Origin of the sequence: Levilactobacillus koreensis JCM 16448 (assembly GCF_001435525.1) — a bacterium.
Taxonomy (GTDB): Bacteria; Bacillota; Bacilli; order Lactobacillales; family Lactobacillaceae; genus Levilactobacillus; species Levilactobacillus koreensis.
The window spans coordinates 55,167-79,573 of record NZ_AZDP01000053.1 but is presented as its reverse complement, the minus strand read 5'-3'; the positions used below and the strand labels follow the sequence as shown (position 1 = coordinate 79,573).

General features: G+C 51.4%; 20 protein-coding genes. 3 read left to right on the top strand and 17 right to left on the bottom strand.

Annotation, left to right across the window (positions count from 1 at the left end; all coding sequences use genetic code 11):
- Window positions 1–109: 109 nt before the first annotated feature.
- Entirely contained in the window at window positions 110–1,558 is a 1,449-nt protein-coding gene (gene ffh, locus FC99_RS04290; protein WP_048736164.1) for a signal recognition particle protein, read from the bottom strand.
- Window positions 1,559–1,577: 19 nt separating this feature from the next.
- Window positions 1,578–1,919: a putative DNA-binding protein gene (locus tag FC99_RS04285; protein WP_048736165.1), complete on the bottom strand. Its 342-nt coding sequence runs from the start codon at window positions 1,917–1,919 to the stop codon at window positions 1,578–1,580.
- A 306-nt stretch (window positions 1,920–2,225) separates the two neighbouring features.
- Here FC99_RS04285 and FC99_RS04280 point away from each other — a divergent pair, with 306 nt between their 5' ends.
- Entirely contained in the window at window positions 2,226–2,687 is a 462-nt protein-coding gene (locus FC99_RS04280; protein ID WP_048736166.1) for a GNAT family N-acetyltransferase, read from the top strand.
- A 356-nt stretch (window positions 2,688–3,043) separates the two neighbouring features.
- On the opposite strand, the gene ftsY is transcribed toward FC99_RS04280, so the two are convergent.
- The 6 genes from ftsY to recG form a co-directional block, all read right to left on the bottom strand.
- Window positions 3,044–4,531: a signal recognition particle-docking protein FtsY gene (gene ftsY / locus FC99_RS04275; RefSeq protein WP_048736167.1), complete on the bottom strand. Its 1,488-nt coding sequence runs from the start codon at window positions 4,529–4,531 to the stop codon at window positions 3,044–3,046.
- The gene (gene smc / locus FC99_RS04270; RefSeq protein ID WP_048736168.1) at window positions 4,531–8,085 is read right to left on the bottom strand and encodes a chromosome segregation protein SMC; all 3,555 of its coding nucleotides are present in this window, start codon (window positions 8,083–8,085) and stop codon (window positions 4,531–4,533) included. The genes ftsY and smc overlap by 1 nt, the downstream gene beginning before the upstream one ends.
- Window positions 8,086–8,097: 12 nt before the next feature.
- On the bottom strand, window positions 8,098–8,793 hold the full coding sequence (gene rnc, locus FC99_RS04265) for a ribonuclease III (RefSeq protein WP_048736169.1): 696 nt from the start codon (window positions 8,791–8,793) through the stop codon (window positions 8,098–8,100).
- Window positions 8,794–8,872: 79 nt separating this feature from the next.
- Entirely contained in the window at window positions 8,873–9,124 is a 252-nt protein-coding gene (gene acpP, locus FC99_RS04260; protein WP_048736170.1) for an acyl carrier protein, read from the bottom strand.
- Between the two features lie 679 nt (window positions 9,125–9,803).
- Entirely contained in the window at window positions 9,804–10,838 is a 1,035-nt protein-coding gene (gene plsX / locus FC99_RS04255; RefSeq protein ID WP_048736171.1) for a phosphate acyltransferase PlsX, read from the bottom strand.
- A gap of 16 nt (window positions 10,839–10,854) precedes the next feature.
- Complete coding sequence (gene recG, locus FC99_RS04250; RefSeq protein WP_048736172.1) at window positions 10,855–12,888, bottom strand: ATP-dependent DNA helicase RecG; 2,034 nt, start codon at window positions 12,886–12,888, stop codon at window positions 10,855–10,857.
- A 299-nt stretch (window positions 12,889–13,187) separates the two neighbouring features.
- Between recG and FC99_RS04245 the strand changes: the two genes are divergently transcribed.
- Window positions 13,188–13,424: a hypothetical protein gene (locus FC99_RS04245; protein WP_048736173.1), complete on the top strand. Its 237-nt coding sequence runs from the start codon at window positions 13,188–13,190 to the stop codon at window positions 13,422–13,424.
- A gap of 80 nt (window positions 13,425–13,504) precedes the next feature.
- Here the strand turns inward: FC99_RS04245 and FC99_RS04240 are convergent, their stop codons facing one another.
- Both FC99_RS04240 and FC99_RS04235 read right to left on the bottom strand, forming a co-directional pair.
- Entirely contained in the window at window positions 13,505–15,196 is a 1,692-nt protein-coding gene (locus FC99_RS04240) for a DAK2 domain-containing protein (RefSeq protein ID WP_048736174.1), read from the bottom strand.
- A 32-nt stretch (window positions 15,197–15,228) separates the two neighbouring features.
- Complete coding sequence (locus FC99_RS04235; protein WP_020088996.1) at window positions 15,229–15,591, bottom strand: Asp23/Gls24 family envelope stress response protein; 363 nt, start codon at window positions 15,589–15,591, stop codon at window positions 15,229–15,231.
- Between the two features lie 232 nt (window positions 15,592–15,823).
- Here FC99_RS04235 and rpmB point away from each other — a divergent pair, with 232 nt between their 5' ends.
- Window positions 15,824–16,009 carry a 50S ribosomal protein L28 gene (rpmB, locus tag FC99_RS04230; protein WP_048736175.1) on the top strand — a complete coding sequence of 62 codons (186 nt, stop codon included), beginning with the start codon at window positions 15,824–15,826 and terminating at the stop codon, window positions 16,007–16,009.
- 595 nt (window positions 16,010–16,604) lie between these two features.
- Here rpmB and FC99_RS04225 read toward each other — a convergent pair.
- From FC99_RS04225 to fmt, 7 genes are all read right to left on the bottom strand, one after another.
- Window positions 16,605–17,279, bottom strand: coding sequence for a thiamine diphosphokinase (locus FC99_RS04225; protein WP_048736176.1), 675 nt, complete (start codon window positions 17,277–17,279; stop codon window positions 16,605–16,607).
- On the bottom strand, window positions 17,279–17,932 hold the full coding sequence (gene rpe / locus FC99_RS04220; RefSeq protein WP_048736177.1) for a ribulose-phosphate 3-epimerase: 654 nt from the start codon (window positions 17,930–17,932) through the stop codon (window positions 17,279–17,281). Before rpe ends, FC99_RS04225 begins: the two co-directional genes overlap by 1 nt.
- 12 nt (window positions 17,933–17,944) lie before the next feature.
- Window positions 17,945–18,841, bottom strand: coding sequence for a ribosome small subunit-dependent GTPase A (rsgA, locus tag FC99_RS04215; protein WP_048736178.1), 897 nt, complete (start codon window positions 18,839–18,841; stop codon window positions 17,945–17,947).
- A gap of 84 nt (window positions 18,842–18,925) precedes the next feature.
- Complete coding sequence (gene pknB / locus FC99_RS04210; RefSeq protein ID WP_048736179.1) at window positions 18,926–20,959, bottom strand: Stk1 family PASTA domain-containing Ser/Thr kinase; 2,034 nt, start codon at window positions 20,957–20,959, stop codon at window positions 18,926–18,928.
- Entirely contained in the window at window positions 20,959–21,705 is a 747-nt protein-coding gene (locus FC99_RS04205; RefSeq protein WP_048736180.1) for a Stp1/IreP family PP2C-type Ser/Thr phosphatase, read from the bottom strand. The genes pknB and FC99_RS04205 overlap by 1 nt, the downstream gene beginning before the upstream one ends.
- Window positions 21,706–21,717: 12 nt before the next feature.
- The gene (gene rsmB, locus FC99_RS04200; RefSeq protein ID WP_048736181.1) at window positions 21,718–23,061 is read right to left on the bottom strand and encodes a 16S rRNA (cytosine(967)-C(5))-methyltransferase RsmB; all 1,344 of its coding nucleotides are present in this window, start codon (window positions 23,059–23,061) and stop codon (window positions 21,718–21,720) included.
- Window positions 23,061–24,005, bottom strand: coding sequence for a methionyl-tRNA formyltransferase (fmt, locus tag FC99_RS04195; RefSeq protein ID WP_048736182.1), 945 nt, complete (start codon window positions 24,003–24,005; stop codon window positions 23,061–23,063). Before fmt ends, rsmB begins: the two co-directional genes overlap by 1 nt.
- Between the last annotated feature and the right edge of the window lie 402 nt (window positions 24,006–24,407).

Sequence of the window (24,407 nt, the reverse complement as noted above, 5' to 3'; positions counted from 1 at the left end):
CTACTCACTCCAACATCCCCAGCCATTTGTCTATTAATATCCGCCTAAAACAAAGAACAGACCTAGAAATGGCATCAATTCTGCCATTTCCAAGCCTGTTCACTAAAGCCTACTTCCGTTTCTTACGCTTCAGCCGCTTCTTCTTGTTCTTTTTCATTTGCCGGGACATCCGGTTCAGGGCCATCTTTTGCATCCGGCCACCGATACCACCGCCACCCATGCCTGTGTTGCCCATGAGTTGTTCCATCCCGGACATATTACCCTTCGAGACTTGGTTCATCATTTTCTTCATTTGGTTAAACTGCTTGATCATACGGTTCACTTCATGAATCGGTCGACCAGACCCGGTTGCGATTCGGCGACGACGGGAAGGGTTCAACAGGTCCGGATTCGTCCGTTCCTGCGGCGTCATGGAGTACACCACGGCCTTTAAATGACCCATGTCCTTCGGGTCGACCTGCACGTTCTTCATGGCTGGGTTGTTCGCCATTCCTGGAATCATCTTCATCAACTCATCCATTGGCCCCATCTTTTGAATCTGTTCGATCTGGTCCAAGAAGTCATTGAAGTCAAAGGAATTTTCCTGAATCTTTTCAGTCAATTCCTTGGCTTGTTTTTCATCGTATTCCTTCTGGGTCTTTTCGATCAGGGACAGCATGTCCCCCATTCCCAAGATCCGTGACGCCATCCGGTCGGGGTGGAAGACGTCCAGATCGGTCATCTTTTCGCCTTGTCCGATGAACTTGATTGGCTTGCCAGTCACTGCTCGAATCGAGAGTGCGGCCCCACCACGGGTATCCCCATCTAACTTGGTCAAAACGACACCGGTCACGTCGAGCTTGCCATTGAATCCTTCGGCAGTAGCCACGGCATTTTGACCAGTCATCGCATCGACCGTTAACAGGATTTCATCTGGATGGGCCAAATCCTTAATGTTTGCCAGTTCATCCATCAGCTGTTCGTCGATTTGCAGACGACCGGCCGTATCAATGATGACGTAATCGTTATGGTTTTCTTCAGCTTGCGCTAACCCTTGGCGAACAATCTCCACGGGGTCCACATCGGTTCCCAATTGGAAGACGGGTACGTCAATACCAGCGGCCACTTGAACCAATTGCTCAATGGCGGCTGGCCGGTAAACGTCACCCGCAATCATTAATGGCCGAGCGTTTTCTTCGTTCTTTAATTTCAGCGCTAACTTCCCGGCAGTGGTCGTTTTCCCGGCCCCTTGAAGCCCAACCATCATGATGATCGTTGGAATCTTTTCGGACTTGTTCAGGGGAACGGCTTCATCCCCCATGGTCTTGGTCAATTCTTCATCAACGATCTTAACGATCTGTTGCGCGGGGTTCAGTCCTTCTAAGACGTCGGCCCCCATTGCCCGGTCGCGGACCTGCTTCACAAAGTCCTTGACCACGGTAAAGTTAACGTCGGCTTCTAGTAACGCCAGCCGAATCTCACGCATGGTTTCGCGCAGGTCATTTTCGGAAACTTTCCCCTTGCCCCGCAGTTTGCGCATTGCGTTTTGTAGTCGTTCAGTTAATCCTTCAAACGCCATTCGTTTTGCCACCTAACTTTCATTGTTCTTCTAGATTTTCAAGACCCGCAACCAACCGGTTCAGCTTTGCGTCCTTGGGATAGTTATCCGCCACGTACGCTTGAATCTCGTCGGCCTGTTGATTGCGCGCGGTAAATTCTTGGTAAAGATGCAATTTTGCTTCATAATCTTCGAGAATTTTCTCGGTCCGTCGTAAATTATCGTAGACCGCCTGACGACTAACATTATACTCCTCAGCAATTTCACCCAAGGAATAGTCATCACCATAATATAATTGCATATAGTTATTCTGCTTCGCGGTCAGTAGCGGCTGGTAGAACGCAAATAAGGAATTAATGCGGTAGTTTTTTTCAATCTCCATGCTTGGTCCTCCAGTTCGTGTCACACTCTACTAGAGTACCGATTTTTAGCGGTTTCGTCAATTTTTTTCGCTGATTTTGGGTAAAGTGGGTAGTGAGCCAGCTTAATCGTATTTAGCATGAGTCAATTGTGATCAAATCGTAAATTCATCGCTAATCACCAATTCAATAGTCATTTTATAGTGTCCACTGATAATTAGAAATATTCTCACTGATATTTCATAAACGAATAGGATTTCATGCCCCTTACCGTTATACTTATTAACCATTAGAGCAATTAGTTTTCTACCTATCAGGAGGATATTATCATGTCGATCATTATCACGCGTGAAACCAACGCCAGTATCAAAGCCAACATCGTTCAAGAAGTTCTTGCCGATCTTCCCGATTGGTTTGGCTTACCGGACTCCACAACAGAATACGTTGACGCTGCCCGTGACCTGCCACTGTGGGTCGCTCGCGATGGGAAAACTATCGTAGGCTTCATCGATCTCGCCACGACCAGCACCGCTACCGCCGAAATTCAGTGTATGGGCATCAAGCGCGCCTACCACCATCAAGGCATCGGCCGGCAACTCATGGCTGAACTTATTACTAATGCCCGCCAAACCGTCGCTTATCTGCAAGTCAAGACGGTCGCTCCCGGCCACTATACCACCTACGACCAAACGAACGCCTTCTATCATGCCATGGGATTCGAACCACTAGAAGTCTTTCCGACTCTTTGGGATGCTTGGAATCCTTGCTTGATTCTGATTCAAAGACTCTAAGTCACATCAAAATAGCATTGCAAACTCCCATTCGAATTTTACAACGCTAATTTTGTCGATCACTCATTCTCATTGTATTCCTTAGTCCCAATTGCATCCGCTTCTTTTCTAGGACGTCTAACTCATACGCCAGGGTCCTATTTGTGTCTGTCAAAAATCAGTCGCCAAGCCAAGTAGAAAATTCCGCCAACCAGCACCAAAACAAGTCCAAAAACTAGCAAGTAAAAGATCGAGTCAAAATAATTAAAGCCGCTACTTAAAATGGTTCCCATATCCAATTCACCTCTACTTTCCGCCAGCCAAAAAAGCGGCACAAGCGCCATCCCCTCGGAACAGTACTTATACCACCAAAAAATTTACTTTTTATCCAATGCCTTAACGTCGATCAAGCCCTTAAACAGGCCGTAAACGAATTCGTTCGGGTCAAATGGTCGCAGGTCTGAGATCTGTTCCCCAAGGCCAATGAACTTCACGGGTACGTGGAGTTCGTTGCGAATTGCCAGGACGATACCCCCACGGGCCGTCCCGTCTAGCTTGGTTAAGACGATTCCGGTCACGTCCGTGGATTCCTTGAACAACTTCGCCTGTGTCAGCGCGTTTTGTCCGGTCGTAGCGTCCAGCACCAATAAAACTTCGTGCGGTGCCGCGGGGATCTCACGAGTAATGATTCGTTTCATCTTTGCCAACTCATTCATCAAGTTGACCTTGTTTTGTAGCCGACCAGCAGTGTCGACGAACAGAATGTCGTAATCCTCGTCCTTCGCCTTTTTCACGGCGTCAAAGACGACAGCTGCGGGGTCCGATTGTGGTTTTCCCGTAACAATGTCAACGTCCGCGCGCTTGGCCCAGACATCGAGTTGTTCGGTCGCCCCAGCCCGGAAAGTATCGGCCGCCGCCAACAGAACCTTTTTGCCCGCTTGGTGAAACCGGTTAGCCATCTTCCCAATGGTCGTCGTCTTACCGACCCCGTTGACCCCGACAAACAGGATTACCGTGGGACCTGCAGGCGCCATGTTCAAGGCCGTGCTCTCATCATTGCCAGCCGCGTCATAGATTTCGACCAGCTTCTCAACGACCACGTTTTGCACGTCTTGGGGCTTCTTGGCATTTTGCAGCTTCACTTCGTCACGCAACTCATCACTGAGCTTCACGGCCATATCGAAGCCAACGTCGGCCCCAATCAAAGTCTCCTCCAGGTCATCGAAGAAGCTCTCATCAACGTGCCGGAAATTAGCTAGCAAAGCGTTCAGCCGTTGACCAAATGTCGTCCGCGTCTTCTCTAACCCTTTGTCGTAAAGTTGTTCGTCAGTAACGGGCTTTTCGGCGGGTTCAGTTGGTGTAGCAGTTGCCGTCTCACTAGGCGTATCGGCTGGTTGCTCAGTTGCCGTTTTCTCGCTGGCTTCAACCGTGGCTTCACTCGCCGGCGTTTCGGCACCCACAGCTGACTGCGCAACGGGTGCTGCCGCAGACGTTGCCTCAGGTTCAGATTCAGGTTCAGTTGCTGCTTTAGCAACGGGTATCGAAGCGACAGACTGTTCTACTACTGCACCAGTCCCCTCCGCTTCACTAGCGGGTGCTTTCGGTGTCTCAGTTACCGCTGAACTAACCGTTGTCGCCGCCGGTTTCTCATCATCAGCTGACTGAGGAATTGCTGTTTCACTGGCTTCAGACGCACTAGCTCCAACTGGCGCTTCACTCTTTTCGACCTCACTAGTCGCACTGGCTTCACTCGCAGCATTCTCGCTCGTTGCCGCCGCACTTTCGAATGGTTCTGCTTCTGATTCCGGTTTTGGTGCTTCACTCGCCGGCTTGGCACGCCGACGGAAGATATCAAATAATCCCATTAGGATTGCTTCCTTTCCGTAGTGGTCTCGTGGTCAAGGTCAACCGCCACCATCTTCGACACCCCGGACTCCTGCATGGTCACGCCGTACAAGATATCGGCCTGGACCATAGTTTCCTTCCGGTGGGTAATGACGATAAATTGCGTTTGGTCTTGGAATTGATGAATGTAGCGGGCAAATCGGGTCACGTTGGCCGGATCTAACGCCGCCTCCACTTCATCGAGGATACAGAATGGCACGGGTTGGACCTGTAAAATGGCAAATAATAGCGTAATCGCTGTCAGCGCCCGCTCACCACCGGAAAGGAGCCCCATATTCTGGAACTTCTTGCCAGGCGGCTGTGCCATAATGTCAATACCAGTTGTGAGGAGGTCGTCCGGATCGGTCAAAACGAGTTCGGCCGTCCCGCCACCAAACATCTGCCGGAACGTGGCGGTAAATTTCGCCGCAATCTGATCAAAACTGGCCTTAAATCGTCGCTCGACCTGGCCATCTAATTCGGTCATGGTCGTTGTCAACTGCTCCTTAGCCGTCAAAAGATCGTCGCGTTGCTGCGTCAAGAAGTCGTAGCGTTCGCGTACTTCTTTGTATTCATCAATGGCGTTCACGTTGACCGGACCAATTTCGTCCAGCCCCCGTTTCAATAGCTTTAATTGGACCGCGAGTTCATCAGCCGGTAAATTACTAACGTCCTGTTCGGCGGCCGCTAAACTCAAATGATACTTCTCGGCCAATTGATTCTGTTGCTGGTCGATCAAGGCCGATAACCGGGTCTGCTTGACCTGTGCTTGTTGTAACTCGTCGTTAGCCAGTTGTAAGAGTCCGCTGGTCCGTTGGTTCGCTGTCTCGGCCGCCGCCAACTCATCGTTTGCCGTGGTCAACAACTCGTTTTCTGCGGCCACTTGTTGGTCGACCGTCTGGCGAGTCGCTTGGGCGTCTTTCAACTGTTGTTGTGCCTGCTCTGGCGTCAGCGACTCCTGGTTCGCCAATTGTTGCAGCTCAGCGGTTACCGTGGTCACCTGCTGCTGGTCAGCTTGTAGTTGCTTTTCCAACTGGTGAACCGTGGTCACCTGTTGCTGACGCCGTTCTTTGGCCCCCGCCAACCACGTTTGCTTCGCCGTCAACGCCGCTTGATTCTGCGCTTGTTCGGCGGTCACCGTGGTGATCTTGGCTTGTAAGTCTTTGACCTGCTGCTCGGTTGCCGCGACGCCCTGCTCGCCAGCGGTAATTTGCGCCGCAATCGACTCGCCCTGTTGGTCGTCCGTGACCACCTGAGCCTGCTTGATCTCCAGTTCGGCGGCCTTTACTTGCCGGTTGGCTTGTTCGGCCGTCGTCTGGGCGTTGGCCAGTTGGTCCTCCAATTGCCGACACTGCGGCTGCAAGCGATTGATGGTCGCCTGTAGGTCTTGACTACGCGCCTCGCTGTCCTGCATCCCAGCTCGCTGTTGCTTGATCTTGGCTTCCTGAGCCGTCAACTTGGTCTTCATGGCCGCAATCGACGTTTGGAGCTGTTGCAGCTCCTGTTGTTGGCGCAAGACACTGCTGTGGCTCTGCCGCGACTGACCCCCGGAAATAGCCCCACTGGCACTGACCACGTCACCCGTCAGACTCACCACGCGATACCGATGATGAATTCGCTGACTGATGTCAACGGCCGTATCTAGGTTAGCCGCAAAAATGGTGGTGCCCAGCAGGTAATCCAAAATCGGTTGCGCTTGATCCGTAATTTGGACCAGGTCACTGCCGACGCCAAGAAAGCCGGATAGTCCCCGTAACAATTGGCGAGTACTGCGGTCAACTTGACGACCGCGAATCGTACTCAGCGGTAAGAAGGTTGCCCGGCCGGCCCGGTGTTCACGTAAATAACTGACTGCGGCCTTCGCCGTCGTTTCGTCATCGACCACGACCTGTTGGAGTTGACCACCCAAGGCGTATTCCACCGCAGTCGTATAACGTTCTGGGACCTGAAGCAGTTCAGAAACTGCCCCCAATAGCCCCCGGAAATGATCACGTTGCTTCAAAATAGCCCGGACACCCTGATAGAAGCCACCGTATTCGGCCGAGGCCGACTGCAGACTCGCTGCTTGAGTTTGTGCCCGTTGATAAACCTCGAGAGCCGCTTGCCAGTTGTGTTGGGCCTGCTGGTAAGCCTTTTGTAACTGCTGATACTGCCCGGCTTCGGTGTCTAAGGCCTGCTCGGCTTGATTCAACTGGTCCTTGACCGTGGTGGTCTGGTCCGTCAGTGTGGTGACCGTTGCTTGTGCCGCTTGGGCCTTGGCCTGTAAGTCAGCTAACTGTTGGGCCACCCGTTGGCCTTGTTGCTGTAACCGTTCCTGATTTTGTTGTAAATACTGCCGTTGATTCCGCAGCGTGGCGACCTGTTGCTTCTGGTCAAAGTACGTTGTGCGTAGATCTTCCAGTTGTTGGCGCAACGCCGCGACGGTCTTGGGGTCCGTCGCCACCGTTAAGGTCTTGACCTCGCCCTGTGCCGTCTTCATCGCCGCCGCCAGCTCGCTGGCCTGCTGTTTGACCGCAGTCAGCGCGTCTTGGTTCGCCGCAATCCGGTCGTTTAGCTCAGCCAGTTGGTCCTTGGCCTGCCGCTGCTGCTCATCCAAGTGGCGTTGCTGTTCGCCAGACAGGTTGACCTGTCCCTGCGCCTGTTCAACGCGTTGGGTTGCCGTCACCAATTTGGCTTGTAAGGCATCCTTAGTCGCTAAATGGTCGGCCTGTTCCTGCTTCAACCGCTGCACCGTTGCCAGCTGGTCTTTTTCAGCCGCCTGATGCGTCGTGACTTGATTGCGTTTGGCCTGTACCAGGTCATCGGCAGTCTGCTTTTCGGCTAATTCTGCCCGGAGCTGACGTACCAGTTGCGTCCGGTCCAACAGGGCAAATTTTTCCTGCTGATCCAGATAATCCTGCGCCAAACTGCTCTGCTTCTCCAAGGGCTCGATGCGCCCCTCAAGCTCGGCGATGATGTCTTCGACCCGATTCAAATAAGCCATCGTGTCGTCCATTTCCCGCTGCGCTTTTTCCTTGTGCTTACGGTACTTGTAGACGCCGGCAACCTCTTCGATGATGTTGCGCCGATCCTCAGGCTTACTGTTGAAAATGGACTCCACCCGACCTTGAGAAATGATGGAAAAGGAGTCCTGCCCCATCCCGGAATCCATCAAGAGTTCCGTGATGTCCTTTAGCCGACAATCCTGCCCGTTAAGCTGATAGCTACTCTCGCCGCTTCGGTATAAGGCACGACTGATGGTCAGTTCGGTATAATCACTCTTTAAATAGTGGTCGCTGTTGTCCAGCGTGATGGCCACTGCCGCTCTATTCAGCGGGTGCCGATCAGCCGATCCCGCAAAGATCACGTCGGGCATCTTACTGCCCCGCAAACTTTTAGCGGACTGTTCCCCCAGAACCCAACGGACGGCCTCAGAAATGTTACTCTTCCCGCTACCGTTAGGGCCGACGATGCCGGTCATTCCCGGCAAAAAGTCAATTCGGGTCTTATCCGCAAAGGATTTGAACCCGCTAATTTCTAATGTCTTTAACCGCATCGTTAGTCATCCTTACTCTTCTTTCAGATTCTCCAGCGCATGCCGCGCCGCATTTTGTTCCGCGTGCTTCTTGGAATGGCCGTTTCCTTCCCCCAGTAACTTGTCGTTCACGTAAACGGCGACCTTGAAGGCCCGGTCGTTATCTGGTCCTTCTTCATCCAATAAGCGATAGTCGATGGTGACCGACCCGTTCTTTTGGACCAATTCTTGGAGCTCGGTCTTGTGGTCAAAGAATTCATCGAAGCGGCCTTCGTCAAGCTTAGGAAAAACGACGGTCGTCACAAACGGCACCACTTTGTCCAAGCCCTGATCCATGTACAATGCCCCAATAAAAGATTCGAAAATATCACATAACAGGGAGTCACGTTGCCGAGCCTGGGCTTTTTCTTCGCCCCGACCCAACCGAATATACTGGTCGAAATGGCATTCGCGCGCAAAGCTCGCAAAACTCTGTTCGTTGACCATGGCAGCCCGGAGCCGCGTTAAGCGTCCCTGCGGCATCTTCGGATAGCGCCGGAAAATGTAGTTGGAAACGACCAACTGCATTACGGCATCCCCTAAGAATTCGATTCGTTCGTAAAACTTCAGGCCCTGATTTGGGTGTTCGTTGACGTACGAGGCTTGCGTAAACGCTTCGTCGAGTAACGACTGGTCTTTAAAGTGAATATCAAAATTTTCTGCTAATTCTTCATTTAATCCAGCAATCACGCGTAAATTCCCTCATTTCTTCATAGTCAGATTGAAAAAGCCCGGGACGAAAAGTTGCGGCCCGGACTCGCTTGGTACTTTATTCTGCTTGATTTTGGTGGGCGTCAATGTAGTCCACAACTTCACCAATGGTATTCAATTTTTCGGCATCTTCATCCGAAATTTCTGCGCCAAAGGTATCTTCCAGTTCCAAGACGAATTCCACAAAATCAATGGAATCCGCGTCCAAGTCCTGTTTAAAATTCAATTGTTCGTTGATTGCGTCACGGTCCGTTTCAAACCGGTCGGCGATGATATCGGCAATCTTGTCAAAAATTTCTGCTTTTGTCATTTATAATCCCTCACTCACAGTATTCAATAAGTAGTCTAACCGTTTTCCCCGGCCTTGTCTAGCCAATTTATCGGTCCGCTTGGTGTTACACAAGTTGTTCGCCCGCGGCTGCCAGAGATTCCGCCCACCATGGGGAACGCCTCCAGCCTAGGTGCGGGCTGGGGGCTCGTCTCAAAGCCACGAAAAACACGTGTCTATGAGGTCGTCCCACGATGGAAGCCGGAAAGAACCCCGCCTAACATCGTCGTCACGGCTGGCTCCATCCCTGGCCTCCTCCGGCTTTTAACCTGATGTTGACCAGGATAATTTGCTAAAACGTGAAGTTAGTTTGTCTGATAGTCGCCATCAGGCTGGATATTTTTATTCGTATGGCTTGAAGCTGACCGGTTTGATGATGCCGAGGTTAACATGGCTAAATAACCTGTCATGCCTAAACTAAGGTCAGGCAACCCTATCCGGATAACTAACAAACACATTCACCCCGAAGAAGCCTGACTACAACCCATCAGCCACACACCACAGGCAACAATCCTGCAAAATTTCGTCCAGGGAATAGTTACAAAGCAGGCGATTCTACGGTCTTAAACGATTGTGATGCCAACCATCAATCAGAGCCGGAATCTCTGGCATCCGCCGCGCAGCTATTTCAACACCATTTAGTACCACCTAGCACTTGACCCTACTTCAAAGATTCCTTCAAAGCGGCCATTTCGTCGGTGTGCTGGTCGAAGTAGCTGACCAGCTGTTCAGCGCTGTGCGTTTCTAAGAGCTCGTGAATCTGAGCAATCGTATTCTTAATGGTTCCGGCCTTAGAAGACCCGTGCGTCTTAACCACTGGTGCCTTCAAGCCGAGCAAGACAGCCCCGCCATATTGCGAGTAGTCCATGGCACTCCGAACGTTTTTGAAGACGGGTTTTAACATGGCTGCTCCCAGCTTACCGCCGAGGCCACCGCTCATGATTTCACCCTTGATCAGCTTCAGCATGGACAAGGCTGTGCCTTCAATCGCCTTGAGCGTGGCGTTCCCAGTGAACCCATCGGTGACGACCACATCGGCGACCCCACTTAACAGGTCCCGTGATTCCACGTTGCCCACGAAGTTAATGCTATCCATCCCGGCCAAGGCATCGTGAATCGCCCGGTGATTTTGGTCACCCTTGTCGGCTTCGGTCCCGTTATTTAGCAGGCCCACCCGCGGATTCTTGACGTTCATGATGGATTGGGCGTAGTACTGACCCATAACGGCGTACTGCACCACGTTAAATGGCTTAGTGTCGGCGTTAGCACCCACATCCAGCATCACAAAGCTCGATTGGTCCGGCTTTTGTAATACGGGGAGCGTCGTTGTCAGACCGGGGCGATCAATGCCCTTGATACGGCCAACGATCAGCAGGCCCGCTGCCAAAACGGCACCGGAGTTTCCAGCCGACAGAAAGGCATCTGCTTCGCCTTCGCGTACAGCCGTGGCGGCCAGGACAATGCTGGACTGCTTCTTGCGGCGAATCGCGCGAACGGGTTCGTCCTCCATTGTAATCACTTCTGGTGCAGGCATCACCGTGATCCGCGTGGTATCGGTCAGTAAGGGCGTAACCTTCTCTGCTTGTCCGTACAGTAAAAATTCCAAATCAGGGTAAGCGTCGCGCGCCAATTCCACACCCTTTACGACTTCGGTTGGGGCGTAATCGCCACCCATTGCGTCAACGGCAATCTTCATTAGTTTATCTCCTCACTTAATCCATCGTAGTAGTCTGATGGGCGGTCGTCGTCAAAAAGGCGGCCAACGCCAAATTATCGTCTTTATCTGCCCAGTTCGGTGCGGCGACCGTCTCCTTAGCTGCTTGTTGGGCAGCACTCAAGACGTTGAGGTCGGCCACCGGATCGCCAACTTTGAAATCGGGCACACCGGACTGCTTTCTTCCCAGAATATCACCTGGGCCCCGTAATTCCAAATCCTTTTGGGATAAAACAAAGCCGTCGTTGGTACTGGTCATCGTCGTCATCCGCTCAATAGCCAACTGGTTCTTCGGGTCCGCCACTAAAATACAAGCGGAAGCCTTCTTCCCCCGGCCGACTCGGCCCCGCAACTGATGCAGCTGAGCCAGGCCAAAGTGATCGGCATCGTAGATCATCATCAGTGTCGCATTCGGCACATCGACCCCGACCTCGATCACCGTTGTGGCCACCAAAACTTGAAATTCGTTGGCTTTAAAGGCGGCCATGATGGCATTTTTTTCGTCATTTTTCATCCGTCCGTGAAGCAAGCCAACCTTATAAGTGGGTTCAAATTCTTCCTTGAACCGCGCGTAAATGGCCTCGGCATTCTTCATGTCAACGGCCTCGGACTCTTCGATCAACGGGGTGACCACGTAGGCCTGCGACCCACTGCTGAGCTCGGCCTTGACCTGACGTAGTGTAGCATCCACTTGATTGCTGCGAATCCAGGTCGTTCGAATCGGTTGCCGACCAGCCGGCAGTTCATTGATGACCGATACATCCATCTCACCATACGCCGTAATCGCCAGTGTCCGGGGGATTGGGGTCGCCGTCATCGCTAAGACGTCGGGCTGTTGCCCCTTTTCACGCAGTGCTTGTCGCTGGTTGACCCCGAAGCGGTGTTGTTCATCGATTACCGCAAGGCCCAGATGGTGGTAAGCCACTTCTGGTTGAATCAGCGCGTGCGTCCCAATCAGCAGATTCACCTCACCGTTAGCGATCTGGGGCAAGAGGGTCTTTCTCGCCGCTGGCTTGGTCGCCCCAGTCAGCAACGCCACGTTGACCGGGAACCCATCGAACAATTTCGCTAAATTATTGGCGTGTTGCTCGGCTAAAATTTCGGTGGGCGCCATCAATGCGGCCTGAGCCCCCGCCGTGATCGCCGCGTACATTGCAATGGCCGCGACCACCGTTTTTCCACTCCCCACATCCCCTTGCAGGAGACGGTTCATATGAATTGGCCGCTTCAGATCAAAACAAATCTCATTGACCACTCGCTTCTGGGCAGTCGTCAACTCGTAAGGGAGTGAGTCAATAAAGGCCTTGAGCTGTGGCAGATTATAGGCAAACGCTTGACCGTGTAACGTGTGATCTTGCTGCTTCACAATCTGTAGCCGCAACTCGAATAAGTAAAACTCCTCGAATTTAGCCGTTCGCCGTGCCGCTTGAGCTGCCGCATCGTTTGCTGGAAAGTGCATGTCGTGAATCATCTGGTGGCGGTGCAATAACCGGTACTGTTCCCGCAAAGGCTCTGGAATCAGATCCACGATGACCGGTGCGTAAAGATCATAGGCCGCCTGCACCAGCTTTTTGATGGTGGCCTGGCGAATTTCCTTATTAGCCGGGTAGATTGACCCCATTGCATTATCCGCACTAGCGAGAATCTTCATCCCCGCTAAACTTTGTCGTTTGGCATCATAACGCCCATAAACGACAATCTCGGCGCCAACCTCCAGTTGATCGCGCAACCAAGGTTGGTTAAAGAAGGTCACCGGAATGATGTTGTGTTCGTCGAGTAACAGGCGAAAGTTCAATCGATTCTTTTTGCGCCCAAACCGAGTCAAAACGGGAGCCGCCGCAACGGTTCCCTTCAGCGTGACCTTCGCTTGATCCGTGAGCTCCTCTGGGTCCTTGGCCTGCAAGTCCTCATAGCGAAAAGGAAAATACGTCAGCAGGTCATTAACGTTGTGAATATCCAACTCACTCAGCGCCTGCACCCGCTTGGGACCGACCCCCGTCAGCATTCCCACCGAATCACTCAAACTAGCCATCACGATCACCTCCTTCTCAAAAGTTTTTTCAAACATAGTACCAGCGTTAAACCCGGGCAACCTAGTGGTCTCATCGCCTTACCGGCCGCCAGATATGGGCTGGAACGGTGCGGACACAACTTGAAGCCTCGAAAATGCCGAGTCTCCAAGGTTGGTCTTCTGCTAAGCCGACGGAAAATCACCGTCACCTAAGCAGAACGACGCGCCTGAGCCCATATCTGGCGGCCTCTCGGCTTACGTTAGCGTTCAGTGACAACGCAACACATGAGTCGATGTCTGCCTAGCTTGAGGTACATAACATGACCACAGCTTTTATCATAGTCCAATCTGAACCAGAGGCGGCCAAGGATGTAGCCGGCCGTGTAAATGGTGTTAGCTGGCGTTTTATCGGCCAGTTTACAGCAGGGGTGACTTTGAAGACACACGATTTTAGTGTGGCTTCAAATCGAGCGAGAAGACTGGTGCTTTTCCAGTCTAAAGCGGCCCCCACAGCAGACGGAATCACCGGCCGCAATGCTCAATTTACACAGATTTAACCAGCGAAGGGGCATGAGACAAAATGTCCCACACCCCTCCGTGTTGTCGTTACCGCCAGCTTGCGCTCTAGGTAAAGCGACTATTCAACCGAAATCAGGAATGGATAAACCGGTTGGTCCCCTTCGTGAACTTCCGTTTCTAATTCATCATCTAGTGCTAGGATGGCTTGTTGCAATTGATCCGCAACGTCAGCCGTCGTGTCGGCACCATAAATAATCGTCACAATTTCGCTTTCATCGTCGAGCATGGTCTTCACCATGTCAACGGCTGTCTTCAACAGGTCGGCATCGGTCACTTTGATCGTCCCATCGACGATTCCCATGAAGTTGCCTTCCTTAATGTCAAAGCCATCTAATTGCGTGTCACGAATGGCATGCGTCACCTGACCACTCTTAACGGCGGACAGGTTATCTTCCATGGCAGCCTGGTTGTCAGCGAGGTCGGCATCGGGGTTATACCCAAGCATGGCCGTCATCCCTTGGGAAACGGTCTTGGAATGCACGATTACGGCTGGCACATCGGCAACCTTAGCGGCTTGTTCAGCGGCCAAGAAGATGTTTTTATTGTTTGGTAAGACGATGGCACGCTTAGCCTTACTCTGGTTGATAGCGTCCACGATGTCTTGCGTACTTGGGTTCATGGTTTGACCACCATTGACCATGTGCGTGACACCAAGGCTCTTAAAGAGCGTCGCTAAGCCATCACCGGCAGCAATCGCAATGATCGCTGTATCGGCTGGTTCTTCGGCGGTTGCAACGGCACTAGCATCTGCAGCAGTCTCTTCATCGTGTTCCATGATGGTCTCTTGTTGCATCCGCATGTTGTCGACCTTAACCTTCGCTAGGTCACCAAACTCTTGACCCCAGGCAATAACTTTCCCAGGATGTTCCGTGTGAACGTGGACTTTAACAATTTCTTCGTCATTGACCATGAGCAAAGAATCCCCGAGACCGGCTAAATACTTATAGAACGTATCGTAGTCAAAATCGTGTTGAATTTGCTTTCCACGGCCGATGCGCACCATGATTTCAGTACAGTACCCGTACTTGATACTGTCTGGATCAAGCTTCCCTTGCACACTTTGGTGATGGGCAGCATCGATCATTTCGTCCATTTCAGCATCGTCTGGCTTATAGTCGCCCTCTTCGGCAACACGGCCATTCAGGGAGTCGTTGAAGGATTCCAGCACAAAGGTCAACCCTTGGCCACCGGAATCAACAACGCCGACCTGCTTCAAGACGGGTAAGAGGTCCGGTGTCGTTGCTAAAGCGGCCTTGGCTGCTTCGTAGACGGCATCCATGACAACTAAAACATCATCGGACTTCTTAGCCGCATTTAAGCCGGCCTGAGCACCTTCGCGAACGACGGTGAGGATAGTTCCCTCAGTGGGCTTCATAACGGCCTTATAGGCGGTCTCAGCCCCGGCAGCGAAGCCATCGGCCAAATCTTGGGCGGTCAGCGTTTCTTTATCCGCTAACTTTTTGGAGAAGCCCCGGAAAATTTGAGATAAAATAACCCCAGAATTTCCCCGAGCACCCATCAGCAACCCTTTAGCTAGAGCAGTTGCTAAGGTCCCAACGGCGGTGCTGTCAGCATCCCGTTCGTACTTGGCCCCACTTTGAAGCGACAGGCTCATGTTGGTCCCGGTATCCCCATCTGGAACTGGGAACACGTTCAGTGAGTTAATAAAATCAGCATTTTGGTTTAGCTTTTGCGAGGCGGCTTGGACCATCTTACCAAACTCAAGATTAGTAATTTCTGTTACTTTCAACTAAGTATCCTCCTTGATTTCAGTACGTCTGGCTAATCAGCCAACACCCGCACCCCTTGAACAATGACGTTAACGGAGTTAGCAGTAACTCCCAACATTGTTTCTAGGTTATATTTGACTTTAGATTGAACGTTACGTGAGACTTCGGAAATCTTGGTTCCGTAACTAACGATCACGTAGACGTCGATAGCAACCCCATTTTCCTCTTGGCGAACAACCACGCCGCGCGCATAGTTCTCGCGACGCAAAATATCATTGACGTTGTCCCGAATCTGATTCTTGCTTGCCATGCCCACGACACCATAATTATCAGTCGCGGCACCCCCAACAACGGTCGCAATCACTTCATTGGTAATATCAATTGTTCCGTACTGAGTCTTAATCTTTACGGCCATGGAAATAGCCTCCTTATCTGAAAATAGAATCTTAACAGAAATTAATCTTACCACAACCTACGCTAAAATAGAAATAGGAACTCCCAAATGCACGTCATGACGGTAAATGAGTGTCAAGTAAATTTCCTTGAAAGAAAACATTGCGTTCCGCAAAAGAGTATGGTAAATTAGTCAGGTGAGTAAAAAGCACTGCTTTTTAAAAGTAATGAATCCATAAAGGAGGGTTTACGCCATGGCAAAGGATTTTCTCAACGGTAAGCGGACTCGCTTCGGTAACAAGCGTTCCCACGCTTTGAATTCAAGTCGTCGCGCTTGGAAGCCGAACTTACAAAAAGTTCGCATCTTGGTGGACGGTAAGCCGAAAAAGGTCTGGATTTCGGCTCGGACTTTGAAATCAGGTAAAGTAACCCGCGTCTAGTTAACGACACGGTTATAAAAGGAAAGCACGACCAGTTTACTGGTTTGTGCCTTTTTTTTACCCTTTTTTTGACAGTTAGTTCAAAACTGAACGGTAAATTAGGTGTACTACGACCTTGGTTAACCCCCAGTCAAAATTCAGTAGAAAAATTCTCTTAAATTGACACTCTAATGTCACCTTTAGTCCCACTAACCATACAAGAATGATACAAATCAAGTCAAACAGCGTCGATTGACTGGTCAAAAATGACAGTCAAAGTGACCACCAAAGCTTAAACAACAGCCACTTTCCATACTAACAGCTAAAAATTCAGTTTTAATTGAAACATTTTTACAACTTTTTCGGATTGGAAAAACAAAACTGTGACTACTTACGCTTAACCCTTGAAGAAAGCATGTCACCTATCAAAAAATCGAGGTCACACGAAATCTCTCAACGCCTGATTCCAGTAGAACCAATTAGAGCCGAAGGAGGCCAGGAACGTATCAGGCGGAATCCCTGGCAGTCACAATGCGGTCGCTTTTGGCCTATACAACTATCCAAAAAAGGAACCGTGGTCAGTACAGCCACAGTTCCTTTTACATACACACTGACCCTATTCGTGCCGCGCTTCATACGTGTCTTTACTCTGAATGACACAGAGCAGACCCGTGTCAAAGCGAAATTCACCAGATTCGCCGACAAATTCATTGCTGGCAAAGGAGATGGGGTACGGAATCGGTTCGTCATGTAACGTATATTTTTCGTTGATCAGGGTCAAATGATCGATGGGCGTTAGCGGTACAAAGGCCAAGTAGTTCTTATCTGGTTCCTTTTGAACCGTGTAATGCCCCGGCAGATAAAATGTAATCGTGTTTTGCTTGTCGATCAGTCGAATCCGACCCGCATAACGTTTGTACTGGGGATCCAACACCAAAAATAAATTGGCGAGGAAGTGATCTAGCCGACCACCCGTTGCCCCGTAAATGTCCACGCGTTCAGCGCCGTAATCGGTCAGTGCCACCTTAACGGCCACCTGTGTGTCGGTAAAATCTTGATCGGACTTCGAGCGAATATCTTTCACGTTGCGTCTTACCCGCTGCAGTTCCGTTGCCTGCAAGGAATCGAAATCCCCCACTGCAGCCACCGGTTGAATATTGTGATCGATCAGTCGTAATGTCCCTCGGTCAACGCCAATCCAGGGGCCAACGATTTTCTTGCCGACGAGTTCTTCGGGCCAATTGGCCTTCGGACCGCCCACTAATAGATTAAACGTTCCGCCCCGTGGCATTATTTCGTAGCTTCCTTTAACGCGTTGATGCGAGCTACTGGGTCGTCTGAGTTAAAGACGTATGATCCAGCAACGGCGACGGTAGCACCGGCGTTAGCACATTCCACAACAGTTTCATTGTTGACCCCACCATCGACTTCGATGTCAAAGGTGTAGCCCTTTTCCTTCTTGATGGCGTCTAATTCAGCAATCTTAGCAACCGTGCTGTGCAAGAACTTTTGACCACCGAAACCAGGGTTAACGGTCATCACTAAGACTTGGCCTACCATGTCTAAGACGGGCAGAATAGCTGAGACTGGAGTCCCTGGGTTGATGACAACTTCTGGCGTTGCGCCGGCATTTTGAATCATTTGTAAGGCCCGGTGAATGTGTGGCGTTGCTTCGACGTGGACACCGATAATGTCAGCGCCAGCCTTGGCAAAGTCTTCAACGTAACGTTCTGGGTTTTGGACCATCATGTGCACGTCTAAGACCATCTTCGTCACGGGACGTAAAGCCTTAACGACACCAGGGCCAAATGACAATGCAGGGACGAACGCACCATCCATGATGTCGATGTGTAAGACTTCGGCACCGGCCTTGTCGACCTTTTCAACGTCTGGTTGTAAATTGATGTAATCCGCACTTAAAATTGAAGGCGCTACTTTAATCATAAAAACTATTCCTCATTTCTTTTTGTTATAAACAGGTTTTTGGTTCTTTAACAACGTGACTAACTGCAGGTAGTTATCGTAACGACTCTGCATGATCTCCCCGTCGGCTAAACTGGTTTTAACGGCGCATCCCGGCTCGTTGATGTGCACACAGCCCCGGAAACGACACTCAGGCGCCAACCGAGCAAACTCGGGAAAGTACTGTGCAAGCTCACGATAGTCGATGGTCAACGTGTCATACGAAGAGAATCCTGGCGTATCTGCCACCAAGCCACCCGCAATCGGCATCAAACTCACCTTACGTGTCGTGTGTCGTCCACGATTCAGCGCGGTCGAAATCTCGCCGGTCGCCAGCTCAAGGTCGGGCGCAATGTGGTTTAACAGCGTCGATTTTCCGGCCCCCGTCTGGCCCATGATCACCGTTTCCTTGTCGGCCAACGTTTCACGCAACTGATCTAATCCCGGCTTGGCAAACGGCTCACGCGTCAACACGACCGGATAGCCGACCTGACGGTATCCCGCCGCTAACGTCTCGAACTCTTGATACCGTTCATCAGAAATTAAATCGGTCTTGGTAAAGTAAATGACCGGCGCAATGTGACTGATCTCAAGCGCAATCAACTGACGATCCAACAGGTTGGTCGAAAACTCTGGCGCCGCCACCGCCGTGACCACGATTCCTTGGTCAATGTTAGCGACCGGTGGCCGGGTCAATGCGTTGTCTCTTGGTTGAATCTCTAAGATATAGCCCTCTTTGGGTGACGAACTCTCAAAGGTTACCCGGTCCCCGACAAGCGGCGTAATTCGCCGCTTACGGAAATTTCCCCGGGCACGGGTTCGGTACATTTCACCGTCGCTAAAAACGTCATAGAAACCGCTTAACGACTGACGAATCTGTCCCTCTGACATGCAGCACCTCCTTTATCATTTTAGCAAAAAAGCTCAGTCCTCTTATATTATAAAAGAACTGAGCTCTAAATGCAGGCTTTTTCATTAATTTTTCGTCACGTGATTATCTGAGGCAATCACATGGCCGTCACGAACGACTTTGTAGGCACCGGATTTCCCGGACGCAACCGTAAACGGCAACGTCACGGTCGTATCCGCCGTAATCGTCATTTGTTTGTAAATCGTACTTAAAGAATGATCCTGGTCACGCAAATAGATCTGAACCAGGTTGGACGCCGAACTACTACTGCTACTACTGTCGCTGTCGTCATCGGCTTCTTCGGTTGACGAACTGTCCGTACTGCTGTCATCAAACGGAATCTTGACGCTCACACTGAACTGATCGACGCTCGAGCTACTTTCACTCTCCGCACCACGAGACAATGTCAATGTGACCTCGTCACCCTCATGAACGACGGCACCTTCACCCGGCGACTGTCGGATCACACGCCCCTTCTCCACATCGCTCGAGTAAGCGTACTGGAAGGCTAGGTTCAAATTGTGATTCGACGCGTAGCTCTGGGCTTGCGCTTTGGTCTTATTCGTTAAGTCCGCTAAGGTCACGGTCTCCGACCCAGTCGACACGGTGAAAGTCACATCCGTATCCGTTGGAACAACGCTTTGGCCCGCCTCAACGCTCTGCTGGATGATCTTGCCAGCAGGAACACTGGTCGAATGGACCGACTCACGGTGAACGGTAAAACCAATGGCCTGAAGTTTGGCCGCCGTGCTGGCATAGGAATCACCCTGGTAATCCGCTAATTTATAGCGTTTTGGCCCGGTGCTGACCCACAGATCGACTTCACTTTCCTGCTTGAGCTGTGTGCCCGAGCGGGGTTCGGTCCGCACAACGCGGCCTACTTTAACCTTAGAACTCGCCGTCTTGTGGATCGTCCCCGCCGTCAAGTGCGCGGAGACCAACTCCGTCTCAGCAGCGGCTTTCTTCTGGCCCACCACGTCAGGCACACTGGTCATGTGCGGCCGGAAGAGCGCCATGCCGATAATGATGCCGGCAATCAGCAAGACTACGACCAATCCCGCCATCAAAAACTTTCGGCGACGCGGATGGCGCGTCTTTTTGCGCCCCTTTTTAGGAGTCACCGACGCCTTGTCCGCCTTTTCTTGCGGTTCAGCATCGGCTTTAGCCGGCGGGGTCTCACTGAGTGGTAACGCCGAAGACAACGCGCCACTCAGCGGCAAAACCTTCGTCTCACCATCATCGCCACTCGTGGGAGTAAATTTCAGTTCACCCGCCCGTTTTGGCGACAACGAGGTCTTCAGGTCTTCCGCCATACTCGCAGCGTCGGTGTACCGGTCTTCGGGACGCTTAGACGTCGCCTTTAAGACCACATTTTCCAACGCCTGCGGAATCCGCGGATCGATCTCTCTGACCGATGGAATCTCCGACTGGAAGTGCTTCAACGCAATGGAGACTGCCGTTTCGCCCTCAAAAGGCACGGTGCCGGTCAGCATTTCGTACAGAATGATTCCCAGTGAATAAATGTCTGATTGCTTGGTCGCCATCCCCCCACGCGCTTGTTCTGGCGACAGGTAGTGCACGGATCCCAAAACCGTGTTGGTCTGCGTCAGGCTGTGTTCGGATAAAGCGACCGCGATACCAAAGTCGGTGATTTTGGCCACCCGATTTTGGTCGATCAAAATATTTTGGGGCTTTAAGTCCCGGTGAATAATATTATGTTCATGAGCCGTCTGAACGGCACCCAAGATCTGTTCCATAATCTGGATGACTTCCTGATACGCAATCGGAAAGTGATCCTTGATGTACGCCTTCAGGTCGGTTCCTTCGACGTACTCCATGACGAGATACTGCATCCCATTTTCTTCACCGACATCGTAAACTTGCACGATGTTTTGGTGAACCAATTCGGTCGCCGCCAACGCCTCACGCTGGAAACGCCGAATCGTACTGGGATCGTCTCGCAGATCGAGCCGCAACAATTTTACGGAAACGTCACGATTCAAGATCAAGTCATGAGCTAGATAAACGTTGGCCATACCCCCCTCGCCCAGCGCGCGGATGATGCGATAACGGCCATTTAAAGTATAACCCGATCGCATTATTCCGCCACCTCCCGCGAGAAGTTGGTGATGATCAAAACCGTAATATTATCTAACCCGCCAGCAGCATTGGCCAAATTGATCAATAGGTCACACTTGGCCTGTGCCGTCTGGTCGCTTGCCAACACCTCTTGAATCTGATGGTCATCGACCATGTTGGTCAGTCCATCGGTACAGAGGAGCAGTTGATCGTTCGTCACTAAGGGATAGGTGTTGAGATCGAACCGCGCGTCATTAGAGATTCCTAACGAGCGGATGATCACATTTTTTTGTGGATGGTGCCGAGCTGCTTGACGGCTGATTTCACCACGCTTGACCAATTCGTTGACTAACGAATGATCCTCGGTCAATTGCCGTAACTGTTGATCGCGGTACAGGTACGCCCGCGAATCACCGATGTTGGCAATCACGACCTCTTCGGTGAAGTACAGCGCCGCCACTAAGGTCGTCCCCATCCCATTCAAGTCCGCAAACTGATTGGATTTATCAATGATCGATTGGTTTTCTGCGGTGATCTGGGTCGTAATCCATTGGCGCGCAGCACTGGGCGTCTTCAGGTCGGTCTCTTCGAACTCATGCCCAAGGTGGGACACCGCCATGGCGCTGGCGACGTCGCCCCCCTGATGACCCCCGATACCATCCGCAATGATGGCTAAGTGCTGGCCCGCTTGGTTGGTGAAAACGTCCACGTAGTCCTCATTATCATTGCGTTGCTTACCAATCGATGTTCGGTATGCGACTTTCATAGCCTATCACCCCTATTTTTTACGACGGAAGGCACTCACGAAGAATCCGTCTGAATCAAAATCATCCGGATAGATGTTCAACGTGTCCGTGCTCCGGTCACCCTTCACGTTTTGACTGGTCTCGACCCGCATAGATTCGAAATCAGGATGGCTTGCCAGGAACTTCGCCACGACCTCACCATTCTCGGTATCGAGAATCGTGCAGGTACTGTAGACCAAAATTCCATTGGCCTTTAACTTTTCACTAACAGTGTCCAAGATGCTCAATTGAACGCGTTGCAACTGTTGAATGTCTTCTGGTGTCTTTTCGTAACGAATCTCCGGCTTCCGGCGAATCAGGCCCAGTCCAGAACAAGGGGCATCGACTAAGATGCGGTCGAATTCCTTCTTTGGGAACCGGTCATTGATCTTCCGGGCATCCAACGCCACGGCATCGACCCGGTCAGTCACGTGCATGCGTTCGGCGTTCTTTTCGATCAGAGTGACCTTCTTTGGATGTAGGTCCAAGGCCGTGACCTTCCCACCGGAATGGGCATCGAGAAGCGCAGCAATCTGCGTGGTCTTCCCACCAGGTGCGGCACAAGCGTCTAAGACTTGGTCCCCAGGGCGAACCTGTAAGGCCTCGACTGGTAACATGGCACTCTCATCTTGGATGGTCAATTCACCCGTTTCAAACACATTGCTTTGGTTCGCGGCCTTATCGTCCAAACGAAAGGCGTTGCCGGCAACGACACTAGGGGTCACCGTGTATCCTTGGTCCTCCAGTGATTGACGCACTTCTTCGGGCGTCGCCATGGCCACGTTGACCCGTACGGATTGAGCGGCTGGTTGGTTGATGGTTTCCAAGATACTGAGGGTCTTGTCGGCACCTACTTGGTCTTGGATGGCGGTTACTAGCCATTCGGGAACGGAATATTCCAGACTCAACCGTTTGATTGGGTCCTTGATCTGACTGATATCAGGTAGCCCCTGCCGGTCAATGGCGTGCAAAACCCCCGTGACGAAACGTCGAATCCCTTCGTGGCCCCGGTCCTTAGCCAATTGAATGGCTTCGTTGAAGATAGCGCGCTTAGGCACCCGGTCCAAGTAAATTTCTTGGTATAACGCCACCAACAGCGTCATCTTGACCCATGGCAGAACCTTTTGGGTAGGCTTGATGAATCCTTCCAGATAGTAATCCAAGGTCAGCTGATGTTGAATCGTCCCGTAGACCAGGTTGGTCACGAAACGGCGGTCAACGTCGCTCAGATTATGACTCTCTAAGGTTGTTTCCAATTGTAAGTTCGAGTAAGCCCCGTTAGCCACGCGCGTCAATGCTTCGACCGCTAAAGCCCGGGGAGTTGTATTTTTCGTCATTATTCAGCCACCTGTTCGCCAATTGTCAATGCGTCGCTCGTTCCGTTCAAGAAGTCCGTGATGCTTAGCTTGGGCTTCCCAGCCGGTTGAATCTCATCAAGACTAAGGACACCGTGTTCCCCAGTCGCAATCGCCAAGTGATGCTTGTCATGGCTGACCAAGGCTCCTGGCTTCAAGTCGGTCGTTTCGTCGAGAACGGTCACTTGCCACAGTTTCGTCCGCACGCCGTTCAAGTAAATGTGGGCAATGGGGGCTGGCCGCAATGCCCGTACCTTGCAGTCGATCAGGTGAGCACTCAGGGTCAAGTCGATGCGTTCTTCGTCGGACTTGATAGTTGGTGAAAAGGTCACTTGGTCCTCGTCTTGAGGAACCGGCGTAATCTCACCGGCCAACAGCTTCGGTAACGTCTCCAATAAGAGGTCGCGTCCGAGCACGCTGAGTTTCTTAAACATACTCCCAACATCGTCTTGATCCGTGATCGGCAGGGCTTGTTGCGCTAAGACATCCCCGGCGTCCATCTTCTTTTCCATAAACATAATGGACACACCGGTCTCCTTGTCCCCGTTCATGATGGCGTAGTGCACAGGTGCCCCGCCACGGTACTTAGGCAATAAGGAGGCGTGAACGTTAACTGCCGCCACCTTGGCCGCCTTTAACAGCTTCGTTGGCAGAAATTGCCCAAACGCTGCCGTGACGATCAGGTCGGGGGCGAGTTCGATGGCCCGCGCCATTTCGTCACTTCCGGAGATTTTCTGTGGTTGGAGCACTTCGATGCCGTGTTCCACGGCCACTTGTTTCACTGGGGATGCCGTTAAGACGTGCTTCCGGCCAACTCGACGGTCGGGCTGCGTCACGACGGCCAACACATCATAGCCTTTTTCAATCAGACTACTCAGGATGGGGGCTGAAAATTCGGGCGTTCCCATAAAGATTACTGAAGTCATTACTTACACCATACTTTCTTGACAACTACTTTTTATTTTTGATTAGCTTTTTGACTATACATTAGTGGTTCTTTCGGCTTACCGGCCGGCAGATGTGGGCTGGAGCGGTGCGGGCACACCTGAACCCATATCCGCTGATCTCTCGGCTTACATAGCATTAACGGTACCTGTAACTTCACAATTTGGTTATAGAAGCGACCAATCTGCATTTACTGGCAAAATTCTTACCGCTATAAGCGTAACAGATACAACCTATATTTCAATCTCAACTTATTAATTACTAAAGGTTGAAAGTTCCAAAATGCCAGTCATGCCTACTCTAGCAACAACAGTGAGACTAAAACTAGGCAACCTGGTGGGCCCTTCGCCTTAACGGCCGGCAGATATGGGCTGGATCGGTGC

Coding starts and splice junctions, on each gene's coding strand:
- ffh (WP_048736164.1), bottom strand. CDS start 1,558: ATGGCGTTTGAAGGATTAACTGAACGACTACAAAACGCAATGCGCAAA.
- FC99_RS04285 (WP_048736165.1), bottom strand. CDS start 1,919: ATGGAGATTGAAAAAAACTACCGCATTAATTCCTTATTTGCGTTCTAC.
- FC99_RS04280 (WP_048736166.1), top strand. CDS start 2,226: ATGTCGATCATTATCACGCGTGAAACCAACGCCAGTATCAAAGCCAAC.
- ftsY (WP_048736167.1), bottom strand. CDS start 4,531: ATGGGATTATTTGATATCTTCCGTCGGCGTGCCAAGCCGGCGAGTGAA.
- smc (WP_048736168.1), bottom strand. CDS start 8,085: ATGCGGTTAAAGACATTAGAAATTAGCGGGTTCAAATCCTTTGCGGAT.
- acpP (WP_048736170.1), bottom strand. CDS start 9,124: ATGACAAAAGCAGAAATTTTTGACAAGATTGCCGATATCATCGCCGAC.
- plsX (WP_048736171.1), bottom strand. CDS start 10,838: ATGAAGATTGCCGTTGACGCAATGGGTGGCGATTACGCCCCAACCGAA.
- recG (WP_048736172.1), bottom strand. CDS start 12,888: ATGGCTAGTTTGAGTGATTCGGTGGGAATGCTGACGGGGGTCGGTCCC.
- FC99_RS04245 (WP_048736173.1), top strand. CDS start 13,188: ATGACCACAGCTTTTATCATAGTCCAATCTGAACCAGAGGCGGCCAAG.
- FC99_RS04235 (WP_020088996.1), bottom strand. CDS start 15,591: ATGGCCGTAAAGATTAAGACTCAGTACGGAACAATTGATATTACCAAT.
- rpmB (WP_048736175.1), top strand. CDS start 15,824: ATGGCAAAGGATTTTCTCAACGGTAAGCGGACTCGCTTCGGTAACAAG.
- FC99_RS04225 (WP_048736176.1), bottom strand. CDS start 17,279: ATGCCACGGGGCGGAACGTTTAATCTATTAGTGGGCGGTCCGAAGGCC.
- rpe (WP_048736177.1), bottom strand. CDS start 17,932: ATGATTAAAGTAGCGCCTTCAATTTTAAGTGCGGATTACATCAATTTA.
- rsgA (WP_048736178.1), bottom strand. CDS start 18,841: ATGTCAGAGGGACAGATTCGTCAGTCGTTAAGCGGTTTCTATGACGTT.
- pknB (WP_048736179.1), bottom strand. CDS start 20,959: ATGCGATCGGGTTATACTTTAAATGGCCGTTATCGCATCATCCGCGCG.
- FC99_RS04205 (WP_048736180.1), bottom strand. CDS start 21,705: ATGAAAGTCGCATACCGAACATCGATTGGTAAGCAACGCAATGATAAT.
- rsmB (WP_048736181.1), bottom strand. CDS start 23,061: ATGACGAAAAATACAACTCCCCGGGCTTTAGCGGTCGAAGCATTGACG.
- fmt (WP_048736182.1), bottom strand. CDS start 24,005: ATGACTTCAGTAATCTTTATGGGAACGCCCGAATTTTCAGCCCCCATC.